The sequence below is a fragment of the Neobacillus solisequens genome, assembly GCF_051233465.1.
In the GTDB taxonomy this organism is placed as follows: Bacteria; Bacillota; Bacilli; order Bacillales; family Cytobacillaceae; genus Neobacillus.
Genome location: NZ_JBKFGJ010000019.1, coordinates 76,009 through 95,303, shown reverse-complemented (window position 1 = coordinate 95,303; position 19,295 = coordinate 76,009). Strand labels below are relative to the sequence as shown.

Here is a 19,295-nt window from a genome sequence, read left to right as displayed (position 1 = left end):
TTGGAGGGAACAATGTGAAAATGGATAGCCTTAAAATGAAAAGGGAGCTGGAATCCCGTCTGGGCGGAACAGACAGAGTGATCACCTATGATCGTGAAAAAGATCAGCTGCGGGTGGAAAGTGCGGTAACCAGAAAAGGAATCACCGTATCGTTGCCAGGAATCATTGCTAAATGGCAGAATGAAAAAGATAAAGCTATTGATGAGGTTGTTTACTATATTGAAGAAGGCCTAAAGGCAATGGAAAGTCAAATTCAGCTGTCACATCACGAAAAACGAATTTTTCCGGTCATTCGCTCCACATCCTTTCCAAAGGAAGCGGAGGAGGGAATCCCGTTTTTAATAGAAGAACATACAGCCGAAACAAACATTTATTACGCCTATGATATGGGAAAAACGTATCGGCTGATTGATTCGCGGATTATGGAAAAAGAAGGATGGGAAGCACAAAGAATCAAGGAAATTGCCTTATTCAATGTAAGGTCTCTATCCACGTCAGTAAAAAAAGATCAGGTTGCCGGAAATAGCTTTTATTTTCTCAACACGAATGATGGCTATGATGCCAGTAGGATTTTAAATAAAGGGTTTCTGAGTGAAATGGAGAAACAAATAAACGGGACCATGGTACTGGCGGTACCGCACCAAGATGTGTTAATAGTGGCAGATATTCAAAATGAAAAGGGATACGATATATTAGCACAAATGGCAATGAGTTTTTTTGCCAGTGGGCGAGTGCCGATTACAGCTTTGTCATTTTTGTATGAAAATGGTGAGTTGGAACCAATTTTTATATTAGGAAAGAATAAATAAGGAAAGATCACTTGGAAAAGTGGTCTTTTTACATGAAAGATTCCCATTTTAGACCCATTTTTTAATATATTTTTGACTGATTGCAAAGATTTATGTCGAAAAACGAATAAATACTGCTAAAATAGAGTGATAGAAGTACAAGGAAAGAGTGATAGTTTTGAGCTGGATCCAAAACTTATTTCAAAAGTTGAAAAGAGAAGAAGATGATGAAATTAGCGAATTTCTTTTACATAGCGAGCGAACAGTGAATGCCCCATTCACGATTCAAACCGAGAATGTGAAGGATGTTGATGTAAAAATAGCTTATCAATATCCGAAGTCTTCCTCAGGTGATTCCCTTTTGGAACACAATAGAAGGAAACCAGAAAATCGAATACCTAGAAAAAATAGGGAGCATGAAACAAGCCACCAAGTAACATCAGCTGCCAAAACCTCTGAAAAGAAAGAGCTGCCAAAACCAAAAAACGAGACATCAAGATTCCGTGGCCCATTTCATCCAACCGAAATACCATCCCCAGTCTTTGGATTTCAACGGCCTAAAAAAACAAATGCTGTTATTGAACATGAATTAAGTCATTTTATTAAGGGAATAGAAGAAAAACCACTTCAGCTTGCTGAAGCAGACCAGACGATGAATCAAACTGAAATGACTCAAATGGAAACTTCTCAATCTGAACAGACAGTTCCCGTACAAGAAATAAATGTAGAAGTACCTGCCCAGGAAAAAGCACAGCCGCAGGCAGAAGTAATCTCCGAGCAAAAATCAGTTCCAATTGTTTCTGAGGAAGTTGAGGAGGAAACGGAAGCAAGTAAGGAAGACTATGTTCAAGAAAACAATGGACAGCCGGAGGAACAACAATCTCCGCCGAGAAGACAGCGAGCACATCTTCCGTTTAATGTAATGATGCTAAAACAAGACCGTGAAAAATGGGAGTTCCGAAGACGGGAAAGAACCGAGCGTCATTCAGCAGTACAAACGATAGAACAATCAGCTGAACAAAAGGCACCACAATCCATAGAACAATCAGCTGAACAAAAGGCACCACAATCCATAGAACAACCAGTTGAACAAAAGGTGCAACAATCCATAAAACAGCCAGATGAACAAAAGGTGCAACAATCCATAGAACAACCAGTTGTACAAAAGATGCATCAATCCATAGAACAACAGGTGAAACACCCAGTGAAACAATTGACAGCTGTTTCTCAGCATCTAGCAGGCTTGCACCACACCTTTAATAAACAGGAAGTAGACATTGTTTCACCGGTGTTCAGTGAAGGTTATTATAAGTTTCCAGAACCAAGCCTTTTAAATCCACCTGTTTCAGAATTGCAGGACACAGAATGGCTCTTGTACCAGGAGGAGCTGTTAAACCAAACATTAATTAATTTTAATGTTGGTGCCAGCGTTGTAAATGTCACTCAAGGACCTTCCGTAACCCGTTTTGAGGTACAACCTGAGCCAGGGGTAAAGGTTAATAAAGTAACTAATTTAACAGATGATATCAAGTTGAGCTTAGCGGCAAAAGATATCCGAATTGAAGCACCGATTCCAGGTAAGCACACGATTGGTATTGAGGTGCCAAATAAAAAATCGCGCCCAGTTCAAATCAGCGAAATTATTAATAGCCGCATTTTTAAGGAATCTAGTTCTCCATTAACAGCCATTTTAGGTCTTGATATTGCTGGAAATCCGATTGTAACGGATTTAAAGAAGATGCCGCATGGACTGATTGCCGGTGCGACCGGTTCTGGTAAAAGTGTATGTATTAACTCAATATTGGTCAGTCTGTTATATAAGGCAAGTCCGGATGATTTAAAACTTCTGTTAATTGATCCAAAAATGGTCGAGCTTGCTCCTTATAACCGTATTCCTCATTTAGTTAGCCCTGTTATAACGGATGTCAAGGCTGCTACGGCAGCGCTAAAATGGGCAGTTGAAGAAATGGAACGGCGTTATGAGTTATTTGCCCATACTGGCGTCCGTGATATTAACCGTTTTAATGAATTAGCAATGGAGCATAAACAGTATTCCGACAAGCTACCTTTTATTGTAATCATTATTGATGAATTAGCAGACTTAATGATGATGTCTCCTGCAGACGTAGAAGAGGCCATTTGCCGAATTGCGCAAAAAGCAAGGGCATGTGGAATTCATTTGATTGTGGCAACACAAAGGCCATCAGTAGATGTCATTACGGGATTAATAAAAGCAAATATCCCTACCCGGGTGGCTTTTTCCGTTTCCTCTCAAGTCGATTCTCGAACTGTCATCGATATTAGTGGGGCGGAAAAATTACTTGGCCGAGGTGATATGCTCTTTTTAGAAAATGGAGCCTCCAAACCAGTTCGCTTACAGGGCACCTTCGTGTCGGATGAAGAAATCGATGTGGTCGTTGCTCATGTGAAAGCAGAACGGGAACCAGAATACCTGTTTGAGCAGGAGGAGCTCTTAAAAAAGGAAGTTGTCGCCGAATCGGAAGATGAATTATTTTATGATGCCTGTGAATTTATCCTTTCACAAGGATTAGCATCTACTTCAAGCTTGCAGCGCCGCTTTAAAATTGGCTATAATCGGGCGGCAAGGCTAATGGATCTACTTGAACAAAACGGGTACATTACCGGTGCAAACGGAAGTAAACCGCGAGAAGTTCTTTTGACGGAGGCGGATTTAGAGGCGATTCAGGTGCCGATTCACAATTAATCTTGGCATTGTTTTAAAATTTAATTAATAAAATGGTGCATGAAAATTCTAAAAATAGTTTTTAAGAATGAACAGTGATATAATAATAAAATGTGAATTTAACTTAACTAGATGTTATGAAGCATCTATTTTTCATGTAAGCAAATAAAGTCAGATGTCATATACTGTTTTACAGATAGACGTTGCTTGGAGGTTCTTCAATGACTATTTACCATTTTGTAGGTATAAAGGGGTCGGGAATGAGTGCACTGGCACAAGTTCTTCACGATATGAAATTTCAAGTACAAGGCTCCGATGTGGAAAAACGTTTTTTTACACAGCTTGCTCTTGAACAGTCCGGAATTAAGATTCTTCCTTTTCAAAAGGAGAATATTCAACCGGGGATGACCATTATTGCGGGAAATGCTTTTCCAGATACGCATGAGGAAATACAAGAAGCAATGGAGCTCGGACTTCCGATTGTACGTTACCATCGCTTTTTAGGCGATTTTATGCAAAACTTTACAAGTGTAGCCATCGCTGGAGCACATGGTAAAACCTCGACGACAGGTTTGCTTTCTCATGTCATCGCAGGGGCTAAGCCTACTTCGTTTTTAATTGGAGATGGGACCGGCAAAGGTGAAGAAGGGGCCGAATATTTTGTCTTTGAAGCATGTGAATATAGAAGGCATTTTCTGTCTTATTTCCCTGATTACGCCATCATGACCAATATTGATTTTGACCATCCAGATTATTTCGCAAATATAGATGATGTATTCTCGGCTTTTCAGGAATTAGCTCTGCAGGTTAAAAAGGGGATTTTTGCTTTCGGAGATGATGAACAGCTTCAAAAAATTCAGGCTAAAGTTCCTGTTCTATTTTATGGCTTTGGTGAAGAAAATGATTATCAGGCTGCCAATATCGTCAAAACAACAACTGGCACTAGTTTTGATGTGTTTATCCGGAATACGTTCTATGATTCATTTACCATTCCAACGTTCGGAGATCATAGCGTTTTAAATGCCCTTGCCGTGATTGGTTTATGTCATTATGAGGATATTGATGTTGAAATTGTGAAAGAAAGACTGACATCCTTTGGAGGGGTAAAACGCAGATTTTCTGAAAAGACAATGGGCAGCCAAATTTTAATTGATGATTATGCGCATCATCCAACGGAAATCAGAGCAACCGTTGATGCGGCTAAACAAAAGTACCCGGATCGCGAAATCATCGCTGTATTTCAGCCGCATACCTTTTCACGGACTCAAGCATTTTTAGACGACTTTGCTGAAAGCTTGCGTCTTGCTGACAAAACCTATTTGTGTGAAATTTTTGGCTCTGCACGTGAAAAACACGGTAAATTGTCTATTCAGGATTTGCAAGAAAAGATTCCAGGTTCCGAAATTCTTTCCGAAGAAGACACCTCTATTTTGAGAAGTCATGAAAACAGCGTGATCCTGTTCATGGGAGCTGGCGATATCCAAAAATTCCAAGAATCCTACGAAAAGCAATTAAATATCTAAAAAAGAAGATGTCAGCATTTGTTGGCATCTTTTTAATATGCGAAGAGAATTCCGATAAAAGAGGTCTCCAGGGAGAGCAGCTTAAAAGCCGTGAAACATTACTCTAAACAATGAAAATTTTTATTTTTCGGCAGGAAATAACGACAAATAAAAGGAAGTAGTATAAGATAATTATCGAGGTTTAGATCTCAATTAGAAAGGTAATACATAATGATAGACCAGATGGAGGTTTTTACAAATGCAGATTATTTTATACCTGAGCGTTGCCTTAATTGCCATCGCATTTTTGATTCTTGTCATTTTCTTATCGGCAACGCTGAAATCACTTAAATTAACCCTTAACAGCGTATCAGATACGTTAAAAGGGCTAGAAAAACAAGTTGAGGGTGTTACCACGGAAACCACAGCCTTGTTGAAAAAAACTAACGCTCTTGCTGAAGATATCCAAGATAAATCAGAACGGATCAATAGCGTAATTGAAGCGGTACAGGATGTAGGAGCCTCAGTGAAAAAATTTAACGGCTCTTTACAAAATATAACCAACACCATTGATAAAGAAGTCGAGGACAATAAAGAAAAAATCTCGCAAATTGTTCAATGGAGCAATGTATTTTTTGAAATAAAGGAAATGTGGCAGTCCAGAAAACAAGAAAAGACAGAAAATAACGTTCCACAGCAGCAGAGGATGCGTTCACACTAATTAAAGGAGGTAGACATGATGTCTAAAAAAGAGTATGAAGGACGTGAAACGAATCAAAGCAGAAGGGATGATTCTTCTAATCATTTTCTGCTTGGTGCCATTGTCGGTGGGGTAGTTGGCGCAGCAACAGCACTGCTTCTTGCTCCTAAGGCAGGAAAAGAACTGCGAAATACACTAACAGGCCAGGCAGGAAACCTTTTAGAAAAAACTGAGCCATTGCGGGAAAAAACGATATCCCTCTCACAGGGAATTGCCAAGCAATCAACAGGATTATTTAATAAGGGAAAAGAGAAACAGGGCGAAGAAGATTCTGATACAGCCTATATATCTTTAGAATCTCCTCAAAATATTTCTACTCCGTCAAAGACATCAGGTAAATCCACGCTAAATAGTGAAGAGCTGCGTAAAAAATTGGCAGAAACTCAAAGGGCTCTGGAGGAAGAAGAGAGTAAAGTAAAACTATAGGTCTGTTTATTTGTTTACGATGCGGTGAAGTGTTAAAATGACTTCACCGCATCTTTCATATGGAGGTTATAAATCATGCTTAAAAAAATTGAATCTGTTGAGCAATTTGAGGAATTATTGACAAAAGAAGATACGTTTTATTTGTTGAAGCACAGTCTTACTTGTCCAATCAGCCATGCTGCTTATCAGGAATATGAAAAGTTTTCTAAGGAACATCCAGAGCTGCCAACCTATTATTTAGCTGTTCAGGACTCAAAACCACTTTCTAACGAGATTGCTGAAAATTTCCAAATTAAGCATGAATCACCTCAGGCGATTCTTTTCACTAAAGGACAGCCATCGTGGAATGCTTCCCATTGGAAAATCACCAATAAATCCTTAACTGCAGCGGTGGGAGAAATTTAATCATTTATATTTCACATCTTGTCTATGAGATGAATACATTAAATAAATACACCTTACATATTCTTTAATGCTTAAAAGCGTCGAATTGTTAAAGAAAAAAGAGGTGACAAAGTATTTTTTATCCGTTATAATAATCCCTAATTATTAAAAAGTTTTAAAAAATTTTAATTTTGTGTCTTGTGAACCAGTTTCTATACCAATTACGGTATTGTCTGATTTGCAAAAGAGAGGACGGGGACGAATGATGGGCAATAATGAATTAGAGCAATTAAGAACACGCGTGGATGAACTGAACTTGGAATTGTTGAGATTAATAAATGAGAGAGCTCAACTCGTCCAAGAGATTGGACGGGTTAAGGAAAACCAGGGGGTATACCGTTTCGATCCAGTCCGCGAAAGAATGATGTTAGATAAAATTAAAGAAAATAATGATGGACCATTTGATAGTGCGACTATTGATCATATTTTCAAGGAAATCTTTAAAGCAGGATTAGATTTACAAAAAGATGACCATAAAAAGGCATTACTAGTTTCCCGTAAGAAAAAGAAGGAAGACACCATTGTCACATTAAAAGGTGAAAACATTGGAGACGGCAAGCCTCATTTTGTTTTCGGTCCGTGTTCCGTTGAATCATACGAGCAAGTGGCTGCCGTGGCAAAGTCTATGAAAGAAAAAGGTTTGAAGTTATTGCGTGGCGGTGCTTACAAGCCAAGAACCTCTCCATATGATTTCCAGGGACTGGGTGTTGAGGGATTAAAAATCTTAAAACGGGTTGCCCAAGAGTATGACATGGCTGTAATCAGTGAAATCGTCAATCCAGCAGATATTGAAATGGCACTTGATTATATTGATGTGATTCAAATTGGTGCAAGAAATATGCAAAACTTCGAATTGTTAAAAGCAGCAGGTGCAGTAAATAAACCAGTATTGTTAAAAAGAGGTCTTTCAGCAACAATCGAGGAATTTATCAATGCTGCTGAATATATTATGGCGCAAGGAAACGGACAAATCATTCTTTGTGAGCGGGGAATTAGAACCTATGAACGTGCAACTAGAAATACATTAGATATTTCTGCGGTTCCAATTTTGAAACAAGAAACTCATTTACCAGTCATGGTGGATGTCACTCACTCAACAGGAAGAAGAGATCTATTGCTTCCGACGGCAAAGGCTGCCATTGCAATTGGTGCTGACGGCGTAATGGCTGAGGTTCATCCGGATCCGGCAGTCGCGTTATCCGATAGCCAACAGCAAATGGATTTAAATCAATTTGATCAATTCTACAATGAATTACTTTCGTCTAACTTTGTCCGCGTTTAATCGAATAGAGGGATAAAACGCTTGAAAAACCTTCTGCTTCATTATGCAGAAGGTTTTTTCAAATTATGCGAAAAATGTTGAAAATGCAATTGCGGCTTTCTACATCTTATCGTATCATTAAATAGATAATGAAGATTGTATACTATCTCACAATGAAAGTATGAGTAGATTTCATTCATATGCTATAAAATAAAGTAAACAAGGTACGCTTTAGGAGAGTGATGCAAGTGAATAATATAACAATTTATGATGTTGCCCGTGAAGCCAATGTTTCAATGGCAACCGTATCTAGGGTAGTTAATGGAAATCCAAATGTAAAACCGGTAACACGCAAAAAAGTGCTTGAGGTTATTGAAAGATTAGGGTACCGCCCAAATGCTGTAGCAAGAGGTCTTGCAAGTAAAAAAACGACAACTGTCGGAGTGATTATTCCGGATATCTCCAATATTTTCTTTGCCGAACTGGCACGTGGTATTGAAGATATCGCCACTATGTACAAATATAATATTATTTTGAGCAATTCCGACCAAAGTAAGGAAAAAGAATTGCATTTACTTAACACCATGCTAGGTAAGCAGGTAGATGGAATTGTATTTATGGGTGGAAACATTACTCTTGACCATGTTGATGAATTCAAAAAATCACCTGTTCCAATTGTTCTTGCAGGTTCTATTGAACAATCTGAAACCATTCCGTCTGTAAATATTGATTATGAACAAGCTGCTTATGATTCAGTTAAAGATTTTATTGACAGAGGTCATAAAAACATTGCATTTGTTATGGGACCACTTCATGAACCCGATATTTCCGAGAAAAAATTGAATGGTTATAAACGCGCACTAAGCGAAGCTACTATTCCTTACAATGAAGACTTGGTGATTGAAGGGGATTATACGTACGATTCTGGTCTAGAAGCATTTGACAGGATGCTGGAGATTTCAGTAAGGCCTACAGCAATCTTCGTGGGTGCTGATGAAACGGCACTTGGTGTCGTTCATGGTGCAGAAGATAAGGGTTATAAAATCCCTGAAGACTTTGAAATTATTACATCGGACAATACCAGATTGTCACTGATGGTTCGCCCGCAGCTGACTACCGTTGTGCAGCCTCTTTATGATATTGGCGCAGTAGCAATGAGATTATTGACCAAGTTAATGAATAAAGAAAAAGTCAGTGATAACATCGTTGTATTGCCGCATCGAATTGAACACCGAAAATCAACTAAGGAATAATAGAAGGTTAGCCGTTTGGCTAACCTTTTTACATGGTCTTTTCACTTTTTTTGCTGCTGCGAATGGGGTAAAGCGCTTTTTCAAGGGTTATAAAATTCTTTTCGGTAATTTCAGGCTTTCTTGGAATCGGCGGGTACAGATTATCTGGATCGTCCCATTGTGTAGGCAATTTAACGGGAGCTATTTTTTGCCATTCTTCCGTCCATTCAGGTGGTAAGAAACCGAAACCAGTTGCATTTTCGGTCATTTCCAGCCAGATTAAGGACCAGGCTCTTGGAACAACTCGCCAAATATCATAGCCTCCTCCGCCAACGGCAATCCATTTACCACCGCAGTATTGATGGGCCATTTCATGGGCAAGCCGAGGTATTTCCCGGTAAATTTTCATGGTTGCTGATAAATGGGTTAATGGATCGAAATAATGTGAATCTGCGCCATTTTGAGTCAGAATAACATCCGGTTTGAAAAATTCCGCTATCTCTCTGAAAGCAGTGGAATACGTCTGCAGCCAAGATTCATCTTCGGTAAAAGCATCAACAGGGATATTAAATGAATATCCGTATCCAGAACCTTGACCACGTTCATTGATGTTTCCTGTACCCGGAAATAAATATCTTCCTGTTTCATGAATAGAAAGAGTGCATACATTGGGATCATCATAAAATGACCATTGAACGCCATCTCCGTGGTGGGCATCGGTATCAACATATAAAACTCTAGCATTATACTTTTCTTGTAAATATTTAATCGCTACTGAGCTATCGTTATAGATGCAAAATCCGGATGCCTTGCCACGAAAACCATGATGTAGTCCTCCACCAAGATGAACCGCATGTAAGGATTTTCCGGACATTACTTCATCTACAGCTGTTAAGGTGCCACCTACTAATAACGAACTGGCCTCGTGCATATTGGCGAAAATGGGTGTATCTTCCGTACCCAAACCATAGTTTTCAGCTATTTCTTCCTGAAGCAGCCCATGGCCTGCTTTTTTTACAGCTTCAATATAGTTAGGATCATGGATGAGTTTTAATTCTTCTTCTGATGCCATTCTAGGAGGGATGATTTGTGTAGAATCTAATGCATTCATTTTATGTAACAAGTCTACCGTTAACTTAAGCCGGAACTGATTAAAAGGATGATGGCTGCTGAATTTATAATTCAGCAGTTCTTCCGAATAGACAAAGGAGCAGCGGTCTTTCATAGTGAAATCCCCGGTAGATTAGGCCATAAAACATGATAGCCGGAACTTCTTAGCTCTTGAATGAGTCCGGTAGGGTTCATCAATTGGACCCTGATTACTAGAATTTTAAATTGATCATCCTGTTTGTCCGGGTAAACTAGTACACTAAGAATATTAGCATGACGCTTATGAATGATGCCTGATATATCGGATAGAACTCCGGTTATATCCGGAACCCTAATTTCAATTTGGGATCCTGGCTGATGAACACCCATTAATTCAACCATCGTTCGTAATAAATCTGTTTCTGTCACAATTCCTGCCAATTTGTTGCCATTTACAATGGGAAGACAGCTAATCTTATGTTCATAAAACAAGCCTGCAACTTCTTCAACAAAGTCCAAAGGATGTCCGGTAATGATGTCCTTTTTCATGATGAGTTCCAACGGCTTTTTTAAATCTTCGGGATGTTCATTTGTATGAAAGATGGACGGTGTTGCCTCTTTAATATTGGCAACCGTAACGAGCCCCACAAGCTGATTTTCACTGTCAACGATGGGAATATGTCTTATTTTTCTTGTTTCCATTAATGTTAAAGCATCTTTTATCGTATCCGTTGAAAAAAGGGTGGCAACATCCGTTTTCATTATTTCTTCTACGATCATGAGGATTCCTCCCAGATTCTTTTAGTACATAAAACGATTCATAAATCTTAACCGATCAAATTTATGGATGGACTCGGTATCAATCCGTTTGCCAATTTTCGCCATTAAACAGTTGGCGGGATGAGAACAAATCTCCGGATCATCGGTTGCATACCATTCCAAGCCACCTGCATTCATCATCTTTTCCATAACCTTGCGATATTCCCAAACATTTAAATTGGTTCTTTTTAAATCCCAATGCCAATAATACTCAGTTGTAATAATGATATAGTCTTCCATGGCATCATCCATCATCGATACAATAAGGAGATTTTTGCCGACAGCAAAACCTCTAAATTGAGGAATGACTTCAATTGCACCTAACTCTATTAAATTATCTATTTTTCCTTCTGACCATCGTTCCAAAGGATCTGGATATAAAAAAGTTACATAGCCGACTATAGTATTTTGATGGCGTGCGATTATGATTCTTCCTTCTTCTAGATCAGCAATTCCGATTAGTGCTTGATGCTGCTGTGCAGGCTGACGAAAAGCTACGAGATCTTCATGAAAGTCATAGCTTGCAAGTTTATCGGATGAAATAGGACCTTCAATAATTAATTTACCATGAGGAGTTTTTAATTCTTTTGCATTATAGGTTTTTTTATGTTCCATTTGGTCACCGCCTGGAAAAATCTATAGTGTTTCCATTCTATTATACATGAAATTGGAGATTTGAAAGTGTTTTCACGAAATTTTCTGTCATATTTTACGTTAAAATAACCATTTACACATGGTAAAAACAGGGTATTTATAAAAAAATATTTTTAAAAAATTGTGAATAGTGATAATTTGTACTATAATTATCTCAAAATCTATTTCTTTTAAGGGGGAGAATGAATGAGAGTGGAAGCGTTACCAGTAGTGCAGGGCGATCATAATTTACATAATTATGATGAAACCTATAAGAATTTTGACTGGAAAGAAACAGAAAACCAATTTTCCTGGAGCGAAACCGGTCTTGTCAATTTGGCCTATGAGGCTATTGACCGTCATGTCAATACATTCCGAAAGAACAAAGTGGCGCTTTACTATCGTGATGCAGTACGGGATGAAAAGTATACCTTTAAAGAAATGAAAGAACTGTCCAACAAGGCTGGCAATGTTCTAAAAAATTACGGTGATGTTGAAAAAGGCGACCGTGTCTTTATTTTTATGCCGCGATCCCCAGAACTTTACTTTACTGTTTTAGGTGCGATTAAACTTGGGGCGATAGTTGGCCCATTATTTGAAGCCTTCATGGAAGGGGCTGTAAGAGATCGATTAGAAGATAGTGAAGCAAAAGTACTGGTAACAACTCCTGAATTGTTAGAACGGGTGCCAGTGAACGAATTACCTGCACTGAAGCACATTTTTCTTGTCGGAAAAAATGTGGAAGAGCAGGGGCCATATGTGGATTTCTTAGCGAAATTGAGCGAGGCAAGCAAAAATCTAAAGATTGAGTGGGTGGAAAGAACAGATGGCTTAATCCTCCACTATACCTCCGGATCTACTGGTAAGCCAAAAGGTGTATTGCATGTACATAATGCGATGATTCAGCATTATCAAACAGCTAAATGGGTCCTTGATTTAAAAGAGGATGATGTTTATTGGTGTACGGCTGACCCAGGTTGGGTAACTGGGACTTCCTATGGAATTTTTGGACCTTGGTTGACAGGAACCTCTAATGTTATTATAGGTGGACGTTTTAGTCCTGAATCGTGGTACAAAATGATTGAAGACTTTGGGGTAACCGTGTGGTACAGTGCACCAACAGCCTTTAGGATGTTAATGGGTGCCGGTGATGAGCTGGTGAAGAAATTTGATTTGAGCAGTCTTCGCCATGTACTAAGTGTTGGTGAACCTTTGAATCCTGAGGTTGTAAAATGGGGGGCAAAAGTATTTAATAAACGAATTCATGATAACTGGTGGATGACAGAAACGGGTGCTCAGTTAATCAGCAACTATCCTTGCATGGAAATTAAACCAGGATCAATGGGTAAACCGATTCCAGGTGTTCAAGCAGCCATCGTGGATGATCAAGGAAATGAACTTCCGCCATACCGCATGGGAAATCTGGCTATTAAAAAAGGCTGGCCATCCATGATGCATACAATTTGGAATAATCCGCAAAAATACGAATCATATTTTATGCCAAATGGCGGTTGGTATGTGTCCGGCGATTCAGCCTATATGGATGAGGACGGATATTTCTGGTTCCAAGGACGTGTGGACGATGTAATCATGACGTCTGGTGAGCGTGTGGGTCCGTTTGAAGTTGAGAGTAAGCTTGTTGAGCATCCTGCAGTGGCAGAAGCCGGTGTTATTGGAAAACCGGATCCGGTTCGTGGCGAAATCATTAAAGCTTTTATCGCATTAAGAGACGGCTATCAACCTACGGAAGATCTCAAAGAAGATATTAGACAGTTCGTGAAAAAAGGCCTTGCTGCACATGCAGCTCCAAGAGAAATTGATTTCCGTGACAAGCTGCCAAAAACGAGAAGCGGTAAAATAATGAGACGTGTATTGAAAGCATGGGAACTTAATTTGCCAACAGGCGATCTTTCAACCATGGAAGACTAATCAATATAGAAAAACAGCACCGAGAATTTAAACTCGGTGCTGTTTTTTACGGCAATTCCACTACATTAGAGGGTGATGATTCTTTACCAGCAATATCGACAGCCTTTACGTAATAGCTGCCACTTCCGGCATTATACGATAATTTTGAGCCACTCTTTATGCTGGCAATCTTAGATTGGCCCTTATAGAGGCGATAGCCAATGACATCATTATCACCGGATGATGTCCAGGAAAGGGTATTTCCTGATATTGAGAGGGTGACAGAATTAGGGTTTTTGCCATTGTCCACCATTTTAGCGTCAGGGACAAGAACATTTCCCCAACGTCCCCTGTCAGGAATCAGTTGATTGATGTTTCTGAAGTTTCTCCCAACCATTCTCGTGATAAAGTCAGGATTTAAAATAACTCCTGATTGGGCAAATTCTTTTGGCGTAGAGCTTAAAGCCATATATTTTTTGCCATTTATAGTTACATATTTGCTTTCAATCAAGCTGTCATCCACTTTAGTCGGAACATGATTAACGTTGAAATAGTCACTTTCAACTAATCCGGCCCTAGAACAAAGACTTGAAGGCAAGAGACCTGAAATTGCACAATAAGATCGCTTCACGATCCCTTCAGGCATTGGGAACGCTTCTTTAGGGGCAACCAAGTCTGGCTTAATTTTATAAGCCGCATTCATTAATTCTGCCCATAAATAATTCGTTCTTTGACTATACGACAAACCAGAAGTCCTTAAAGATTTAGGTGTATCATAACCAGTCCAAATGCCAAAGGTGACATTCGGGTTAGTGGCAACAAACCAGGAATCAATGTACTCATTACCTGTACCTGTTTTGCCAGCCCAATCAGAACTGAAACTTAGTTTGCTTTTAATTCCTGCTGCTGTTCCCATTTTAATAACATCACGCATCATATCAAGGGTTAAATAAGCCGTTTGTGGTGTAAAGACATCAACTGGTTTCACCTCGTGCTTGTAGATGACCTTTCCGTCTTTATCCACAATTTGGTCGATTAAATAAGCATCAATAAATTTTCCATTATTGGCAAAAGTACTGAAGGCATTTGTGTTTTCTTCAATGGTCACCCCGTTTTTCAAGGAACCAATTGCGGTTGCAAGATTGGTATGGTCGTCTTTTCGAAGTGATGTGAATCCCATTTTTTCAAGATACTTTGCCGGGTCTTGATTGACAATTTCTGAATAAAGCTTAACAGCTGGAACGTTATACGATTTAGCTAGTGCATATCTTGCCGCCACAATTCCGCTGTACCGTAAATCATAGTTGCGCGGCCACGGTGAGCTGCTGGCAGGATTGAGCCGCAATTCTACGTCAGGTAGAGGTGTTCCCGGTGAAGCTTGTCCCAACTCAATAGCCGGTCCATAGACAAGCAGCGGTTTCATGGTAGACCCGTTTTGTCTTATGGCATTAGTCGCGTGATTGACTTGCTGCTTATTATAATCTCTTCCACCTACAAAGCTGATTATGGCGCCAGTTTTGTTTTCAATCAGCATAGCTCCAACCTCAACCGGCTCCATCACAGTTACTTGCTGGCCTGTTTCAGGATCTGGTTTTGCCTGGGCCTTATCCGGACCATAATATTTATAATTATCCTTTACCACTTGCATGGCGTCATAAATATCTTTATTGATGGTTGTATGAATTTCATACCCATTTTGTCGTAAGGCATGACTTGCCAGTGTTTTATATTTATAAAAAAGGTTATCATCATTTTTTAAATCTTTTTCTTCATATCCGTCTTGTTTAGCCAAAACGGTTGTTAGTACCTCGATGGAGCGTTTTTCAATTTCATCCGTTAGCCATGGATAGTTATCATGTGGATTGGTGCCTGCTGGAATAAAGTCCTTTGTAATGTCGTATGCTAATGCTTCTTGATATTGTTGTTTATTGATATAACCGCCATCAAACATTCTTTTTAAAACTGTTTTCATTCGTGTAAGCCCCGGCTCTAGGTTGGTTTTCACCGTACCTTGGTTCGTAAATGGTGTGTAACCAAATGGACTTTGCGGTAATCCAGCAATAAAGGCAGCTTGCGGCAGAGACAGGTCTTTTGCATTTTTTCCAAAAATTCCTTTGGCTGCAGCCTGGACACCGGCGATATTTTTACCGGAAGAATTTCTCCCAAAAGTCGCAACATTTAAATAGGCTTCAAGAATTTCCTTTTTGCTGAAGAATTTTTCTAAACGAAGGGCAAGTAATATTTCATTTGCTTTTCTTTGAAAGGAAACTTCATTGGTGAGAATTTGGTTTTTGATTAACTGTTGGGTAAGTGTACTCCCGCCTGATTGAATCGACGAATTTGTTACTTCCTGAAAGAGAGCACGAAAAACAGCTTTTGGCACGACTCCCTTGTGTTGGTAAAAGTATTCATCCTCTGTAGCAATAACCGCATTGATCAGGTTATCAGAAATTTGATCTATCTCTACTTCTTCACGTTCGAGATCGGTCCTAAGCTTTCCAAGATAGACGTCATTAGCAAAGTATAATTGCGATGTTTCCGTGTAATTATAGATATCCTTCTTCATGTTTTCATAGGAGCGGACAGGTTCATCTTTTACAAGTGAGGCAAAATAGCCGGCACCGACACCTGTAGCAAAAGCTCCTCCCAGTATTACGACTGTCAAGACAATCAAAAACAGATTCCATAGAACCTGATAGGTAATGCTGGCGCCTTTAATGGTTTTTCTATGTGTAATAAATTGTATGATCGATTTTGTTTTTTCCAGCCAGCCCTTTAATTTTTCTTTCATTTGAATGCATCACCTCAACTTAACATTATATCATAATAGAGATGAAAATATTGACAACCTCTTGCATTTTTCTGAAATTTCTAGTTTTCGTTTGACATCAGTCGAAATGTATGGTAAAAATGCTTTAATTTAAATAATAAAAGCTGTGAAGGGAATCAATTGTAGTTCTTCTATCCCTGTGTGAAGAGAGGCAGCGGCTGGTGAAAGCTGCCACATATAGAAGAATGAATTACATCCTCGAGCTGTCTCCGTGAAGGTAAAGTAACGGAGAACGGATTAGAACCGTTATTTGTTCCAAGGTGGAGGAGTTATTCCTCAAGCCGGGTGGTACCGCGTATTTTTACGTCCCTGCATATTTGCAAGGGGCGTTTTTATTTTGACTGGAGGGAATATAGTGGATTTATTACAAGATTTGGCGTGGCGTGGCATCATCTATCAACAAACCGATGAAGAAGGACTAATAGATGTCCTCAATACAGATCATATCTCACTTTACTGTGGGGTTGATCCAACAGCAGACAGTATGCACATCGGTCATTTGCTGCCGTTTTTAACTCTAAGAAGATTTCAGCAGCAGGGCCATCGACCAATTGTTTTAGTTGGCGGTGCAACAGGATTAATTGGAGATCCAAGTGGTAAAAGTGAGGAAAGAAAGCTCTTAACATTAGATACCGTTCAACAAAATGTTGAGGGAATTAAAAAACAGCTTCAATCGATTTTTGAATTTGAAGGAGAAAATGGTGCCATTATGGTGAATAACTATGATTGGGCCGGTTCGATGGACGTTGTTACTTTTTTACGTGATATTGGGAAGCATATTGGGGTAAATTATATGCTGGCAAAGGATACCATTGCCTCTCGCCTTGATACGGGTATTTCGTTTACTGAATTCACTTATACGATTTTACAGGCGATGGATTTCCTTCATTTATTCGAAAATCACAAGTGCAAATTGCAAATTGGCGGCAGCGATCAGTGGGGAAATATCACGTCAGGATTGGAATTGATCCGTAAAATTCATCCGGAAAACTCTAAAGCATTTGGATTAACCATCCCGCTTGTTACAAAAGCAGATGGCACTAAATTCGGAAAAACCGAAAGCGGTGCTGTATGGTTGGATCCTGAAAAAACAACACCATATGAATTCTACCAATTCTGGATTAACACAGCAGATGCGGATGTTGTAAAATACTTAAAAATCTTCACATTTTTGTCTCATGAAGAAATTGAACAACTGGAAAAAGCTGTGGAGGAAGAGCCTCATCTTCGTAAAGCCCAAAAGGTATTAGCGGAAGAAATGACCCGTCTAATCCACGGTGAAGCTGCATTGGAACAAGCGATTAAAATTTCTGCAGCATTGTTCAGCGGTGATGTGAAAAGCTTGAGTGCTGGAGAAATCAAGCAGGGCTTTAAAGACGTACCATCATTTGACGTAAATGCTGACTTTGACGGTAATTTAGTAGACCTGATTGTTTCAGCGAAAATTTCTCCTTCCAAGCGCCAAGCCCGCGAAGATATCACCAACGGCGCCATCAGCATCAACGGTGAAAAAGTGACTGATTCCAATTATGTATTGGGTGATGCAGACAAAATCGAGGGGCAGTTCACGATTATTAGAAGAGGGAAAAAGAAGTATACCCTCATTAAATATTAATCTTTTGAAAAAAAACTCGCCGCGGCGAGTTTTTTTATATCCTTTCTAAAGCTTGCTCCAGATCTTCTTTTAGATCCTCCCAAGCTTCAAGACCAACGGATAGCCTGAGTAAATTAGAGCCTATGCCCATTTTCAGCCTTTCTTGTTCGGGCACAACCGCATGGGTCATAGTTGCCGGGTGTTGGATTAAGGTTTCCGTGTCTCCAAGACTAACGGCAATTTTAATGATTTTCAAATGATTCATAAACTGCTGTGCTGTTTGTTTAGAACCTTTAAGAGAAAATGCAATCAAGCCGCCCGGCTGTTTCATTTGTTTTTTCATAATGGGATAATCTTTATGCTCCTTGTCACCTGGATAATAGATTGATTCGACCTTAGGATGGCATCTAAGGAATTCAAATAACTTATAAGCGTTTTCGGTATGACGATCCATTCGAACAGCCAATGTTTTTATTCCCCGAAGCAACAGCCAGGCATCAAATGGCGAAATGATTCCCCCAATATCCTTCTGTGTGGTCCTTGAAACCTTCTGAATCCATTCTTTCTTTCCAACAACAAGTCCAGCAATGACATCACCATGTCCGCAAATATATTTTGTTGCACTATGAATAACAATATCGCAGCCTAAGGTAATGGGGGTTTGTAGGTAGGGGGAGCAGAAAGTGTTATCAACAACTACTGGAATTCCTTTTTTCTTAGCGATAGATGCGACCATTTCGAGGTCAACTAACTTCATGGTAGGATTAATGGGAGTTTCGATATAAATACAAGCCGTATTTGGCCTTATTTCTCTTTCTAATGAGGCTAAAGAATCCATGCTGGAAAAATCATGGTCAATCTCATATTTTTCCTTTAATAATTGTAACAGTCCGAAAGTACACCCATAAACACCTTGGGAGCATAAAATATGATCTCCTGTTTTGGTTAATGAGATTATTACAGCGCTAACGGCGGCCATTCCAGATGCAAAGGCCAAACCAGCTTCTGCTTTTTCCAAAACGGCTATTCGATCTTCAAGCATTTTTATAGTTGGATTACCTAATCTTGAATAAATAAAACCATCTTCTTGTCCGGCAAATCTTTTTTCACCTATTTCAGCACTTGTAAATGTGAAAGTAGATGTTTGATACAAGGGTGGCACAAGGCTCGCTTGATGCTGACCATCTTGATAGCCGGCATGAATGACTTCCGTTTCAAATCGGTTTTTTTTATCCTCCAAAGTTTCTCCTCCTAATTGGAAACGTTTTCTTAATCTACTATATTATATGTCTCTTAACACCATAA

General features: G+C 39.3%; 15 protein-coding genes and 1 other annotated feature. Of the genes, 10 read left to right on the top strand and 5 right to left on the bottom strand.

Annotated elements, in window-relative coordinates; all coding sequences use genetic code 11:
- The first annotated feature begins 20 nt into the window (after positions 1 to 20).
- The 8 genes from ACI3K6_RS18115 to ccpA all read left to right on the top strand — a co-directional run bounded on the left by ACI3K6_RS18115 (position 21) and on the right by ccpA (position 9,138).
- Positions 21 to 809, top strand: coding sequence for a DUF1444 domain-containing protein (locus ACI3K6_RS18115; protein ID WP_335474489.1), 789 nt, complete (start codon positions 21 to 23; stop codon positions 807 to 809).
- Between the two features lie 157 nt (positions 810 to 966).
- The gene (locus tag ACI3K6_RS18110) at positions 967 to 3,513 is read left to right on the top strand and encodes a DNA translocase FtsK (protein WP_435555932.1); all 2,547 of its coding nucleotides are present in this window, start codon (positions 967 to 969) and stop codon (positions 3,511 to 3,513) included.
- A 200-nt stretch (positions 3,514 to 3,713) separates the two neighbouring features.
- A complete protein-coding gene (murC, locus tag ACI3K6_RS18105) occupies positions 3,714 to 5,015 on the top strand; it encodes a UDP-N-acetylmuramate--L-alanine ligase (RefSeq protein ID WP_435555931.1) in 1,302 nt (433 codons plus the stop codon).
- A gap of 238 nt (positions 5,016 to 5,253) precedes the next feature.
- Positions 5,254 to 5,715 carry a DUF948 domain-containing protein gene (locus tag ACI3K6_RS18100; protein ID WP_335474470.1) on the top strand — a complete coding sequence of 154 codons (462 nt, stop codon included), beginning with the start codon at positions 5,254 to 5,256 and terminating at the stop codon, positions 5,713 to 5,715.
- Between the two features lie 18 nt (positions 5,716 to 5,733).
- Positions 5,734 to 6,180 (top strand): YtxH domain-containing protein, encoded by a 447-nt coding sequence (locus ACI3K6_RS18095; RefSeq protein ID WP_435555930.1) that lies wholly within the window; start codon positions 5,734 to 5,736, stop codon positions 6,178 to 6,180.
- A gap of 75 nt (positions 6,181 to 6,255) precedes the next feature.
- Positions 6,256 to 6,585 carry a bacillithiol system redox-active protein YtxJ gene (gene ytxJ / locus ACI3K6_RS18090; RefSeq protein ID WP_435555929.1) on the top strand — a complete coding sequence of 110 codons (330 nt, stop codon included), beginning with the start codon at positions 6,256 to 6,258 and terminating at the stop codon, positions 6,583 to 6,585.
- Between the two features lie 244 nt (positions 6,586 to 6,829).
- Positions 6,830 to 7,906, top strand: a complete 1,077-nt coding sequence (locus ACI3K6_RS18085; RefSeq protein WP_335474475.1) for a bifunctional 3-deoxy-7-phosphoheptulonate synthase/chorismate mutase — start codon at positions 6,830 to 6,832, stop codon at positions 7,904 to 7,906.
- A 221-nt stretch (positions 7,907 to 8,127) separates the two neighbouring features.
- Positions 8,128 to 9,138, top strand: a complete 1,011-nt coding sequence (gene ccpA / locus ACI3K6_RS18080; RefSeq protein WP_435555989.1) for a catabolite control protein A — start codon at positions 8,128 to 8,130, stop codon at positions 9,136 to 9,138.
- Positions 9,139 to 9,166: 28 nt separating this feature from the next.
- On the opposite strand, the gene ACI3K6_RS18075 is transcribed toward ccpA, so the two are convergent.
- From ACI3K6_RS18075 to ACI3K6_RS18065, 3 genes are read right to left on the bottom strand one after another with little or no spacing between them, the layout of a single operon-like run.
- The gene (locus tag ACI3K6_RS18075; protein WP_335474479.1) at positions 9,167 to 10,342 is read right to left on the bottom strand and encodes an acetoin utilization protein AcuC; all 1,176 of its coding nucleotides are present in this window, start codon (positions 10,340 to 10,342) and stop codon (positions 9,167 to 9,169) included.
- Positions 10,339 to 10,986 (bottom strand): acetoin utilization AcuB family protein, encoded by a 648-nt coding sequence (locus ACI3K6_RS18070; protein ID WP_335474481.1) that lies wholly within the window; start codon positions 10,984 to 10,986, stop codon positions 10,339 to 10,341. The genes ACI3K6_RS18075 and ACI3K6_RS18070 overlap by 4 nt, the downstream gene beginning before the upstream one ends.
- A gap of 21 nt (positions 10,987 to 11,007) precedes the next feature.
- Complete coding sequence (locus ACI3K6_RS18065; RefSeq protein ID WP_335474483.1) at positions 11,008 to 11,640, bottom strand: GNAT family N-acetyltransferase; 633 nt, start codon at positions 11,638 to 11,640, stop codon at positions 11,008 to 11,010.
- A 225-nt stretch (positions 11,641 to 11,865) separates the two neighbouring features.
- Between ACI3K6_RS18065 and acsA the strand changes: the two genes are divergently transcribed.
- Positions 11,866 to 13,587, top strand: coding sequence for an acetate--CoA ligase (gene acsA / locus ACI3K6_RS18060; RefSeq protein WP_435555928.1), 1,722 nt, complete (start codon positions 11,866 to 11,868; stop codon positions 13,585 to 13,587).
- 46 nt (positions 13,588 to 13,633) lie between these two features.
- Here the strand turns inward: acsA and ACI3K6_RS18055 are convergent, their stop codons facing one another.
- Complete coding sequence (locus tag ACI3K6_RS18055) at positions 13,634 to 16,357, bottom strand: transglycosylase domain-containing protein (RefSeq protein ID WP_435555927.1); 2,724 nt, start codon at positions 16,355 to 16,357, stop codon at positions 13,634 to 13,636.
- A 136-nt stretch (positions 16,358 to 16,493) separates the two neighbouring features.
- Positions 16,494 to 16,710: a binding site (T-box leader), on the top strand.
- A 41-nt stretch (positions 16,711 to 16,751) separates the two neighbouring features.
- On the opposite strand from ACI3K6_RS18055, the gene tyrS reads away from it, so the two are divergent.
- Positions 16,752 to 18,011, top strand: a complete 1,260-nt coding sequence (gene tyrS, locus ACI3K6_RS18050) for a tyrosine--tRNA ligase (RefSeq protein ID WP_435555926.1) — start codon at positions 16,752 to 16,754, stop codon at positions 18,009 to 18,011.
- Positions 18,012 to 18,045: 34 nt separating this feature from the next.
- On the opposite strand, the gene megL is transcribed toward tyrS, so the two are convergent.
- Positions 18,046 to 19,230 carry a methionine gamma-lyase gene (gene megL / locus ACI3K6_RS18045; RefSeq protein WP_335477495.1) on the bottom strand — a complete coding sequence of 395 codons (1,185 nt, stop codon included), beginning with the start codon at positions 19,228 to 19,230 and terminating at the stop codon, positions 18,046 to 18,048.
- Positions 19,231 to 19,295: the final 65 nt, after the last annotated feature.

Bases quoted from the DNA above. Each gene is read 5' to 3' on its own strand.
- ACI3K6_RS18115 (WP_335474489.1), top strand. From the start codon at position 21: ATGGATAGCCTTAAAATGAAAAGGGAGCTGGAATCCCGTCTGGGCGGA.
- murC (WP_435555931.1), top strand. From the start codon at position 3,714: ATGACTATTTACCATTTTGTAGGTATAAAGGGGTCGGGAATGAGTGCA.
- ACI3K6_RS18100 (WP_335474470.1), top strand. From the start codon at position 5,254: ATGCAGATTATTTTATACCTGAGCGTTGCCTTAATTGCCATCGCATTT.
- ACI3K6_RS18095 (WP_435555930.1), top strand. From the start codon at position 5,734: ATGTCTAAAAAAGAGTATGAAGGACGTGAAACGAATCAAAGCAGAAGG.
- ytxJ (WP_435555929.1), top strand. From the start codon at position 6,256: ATGCTTAAAAAAATTGAATCTGTTGAGCAATTTGAGGAATTATTGACA.
- ACI3K6_RS18085 (WP_335474475.1), top strand. From the start codon at position 6,830: ATGGGCAATAATGAATTAGAGCAATTAAGAACACGCGTGGATGAACTG.
- ccpA (WP_435555989.1), top strand. From the start codon at position 8,128: ATGCAAGTGAATAATATAACAATTTATGATGTTGCCCGTGAAGCCAAT.
- ACI3K6_RS18075 (WP_335474479.1), bottom strand. From the start codon at position 10,342: ATGAAAGACCGCTGCTCCTTTGTCTATTCGGAAGAACTGCTGAATTAT.
- ACI3K6_RS18070 (WP_335474481.1), bottom strand. From the start codon at position 10,986: ATGATCGTAGAAGAAATAATGAAAACGGATGTTGCCACCCTTTTTTCA.
- ACI3K6_RS18065 (WP_335474483.1), bottom strand. From the start codon at position 11,640: ATGGAACATAAAAAAACCTATAATGCAAAAGAATTAAAAACTCCTCAT.
- acsA (WP_435555928.1), top strand. From the start codon at position 11,866: ATGAGAGTGGAAGCGTTACCAGTAGTGCAGGGCGATCATAATTTACAT.
- ACI3K6_RS18055 (WP_435555927.1), bottom strand. From the start codon at position 16,357: ATGAAAGAAAAATTAAAGGGCTGGCTGGAAAAAACAAAATCGATCATA.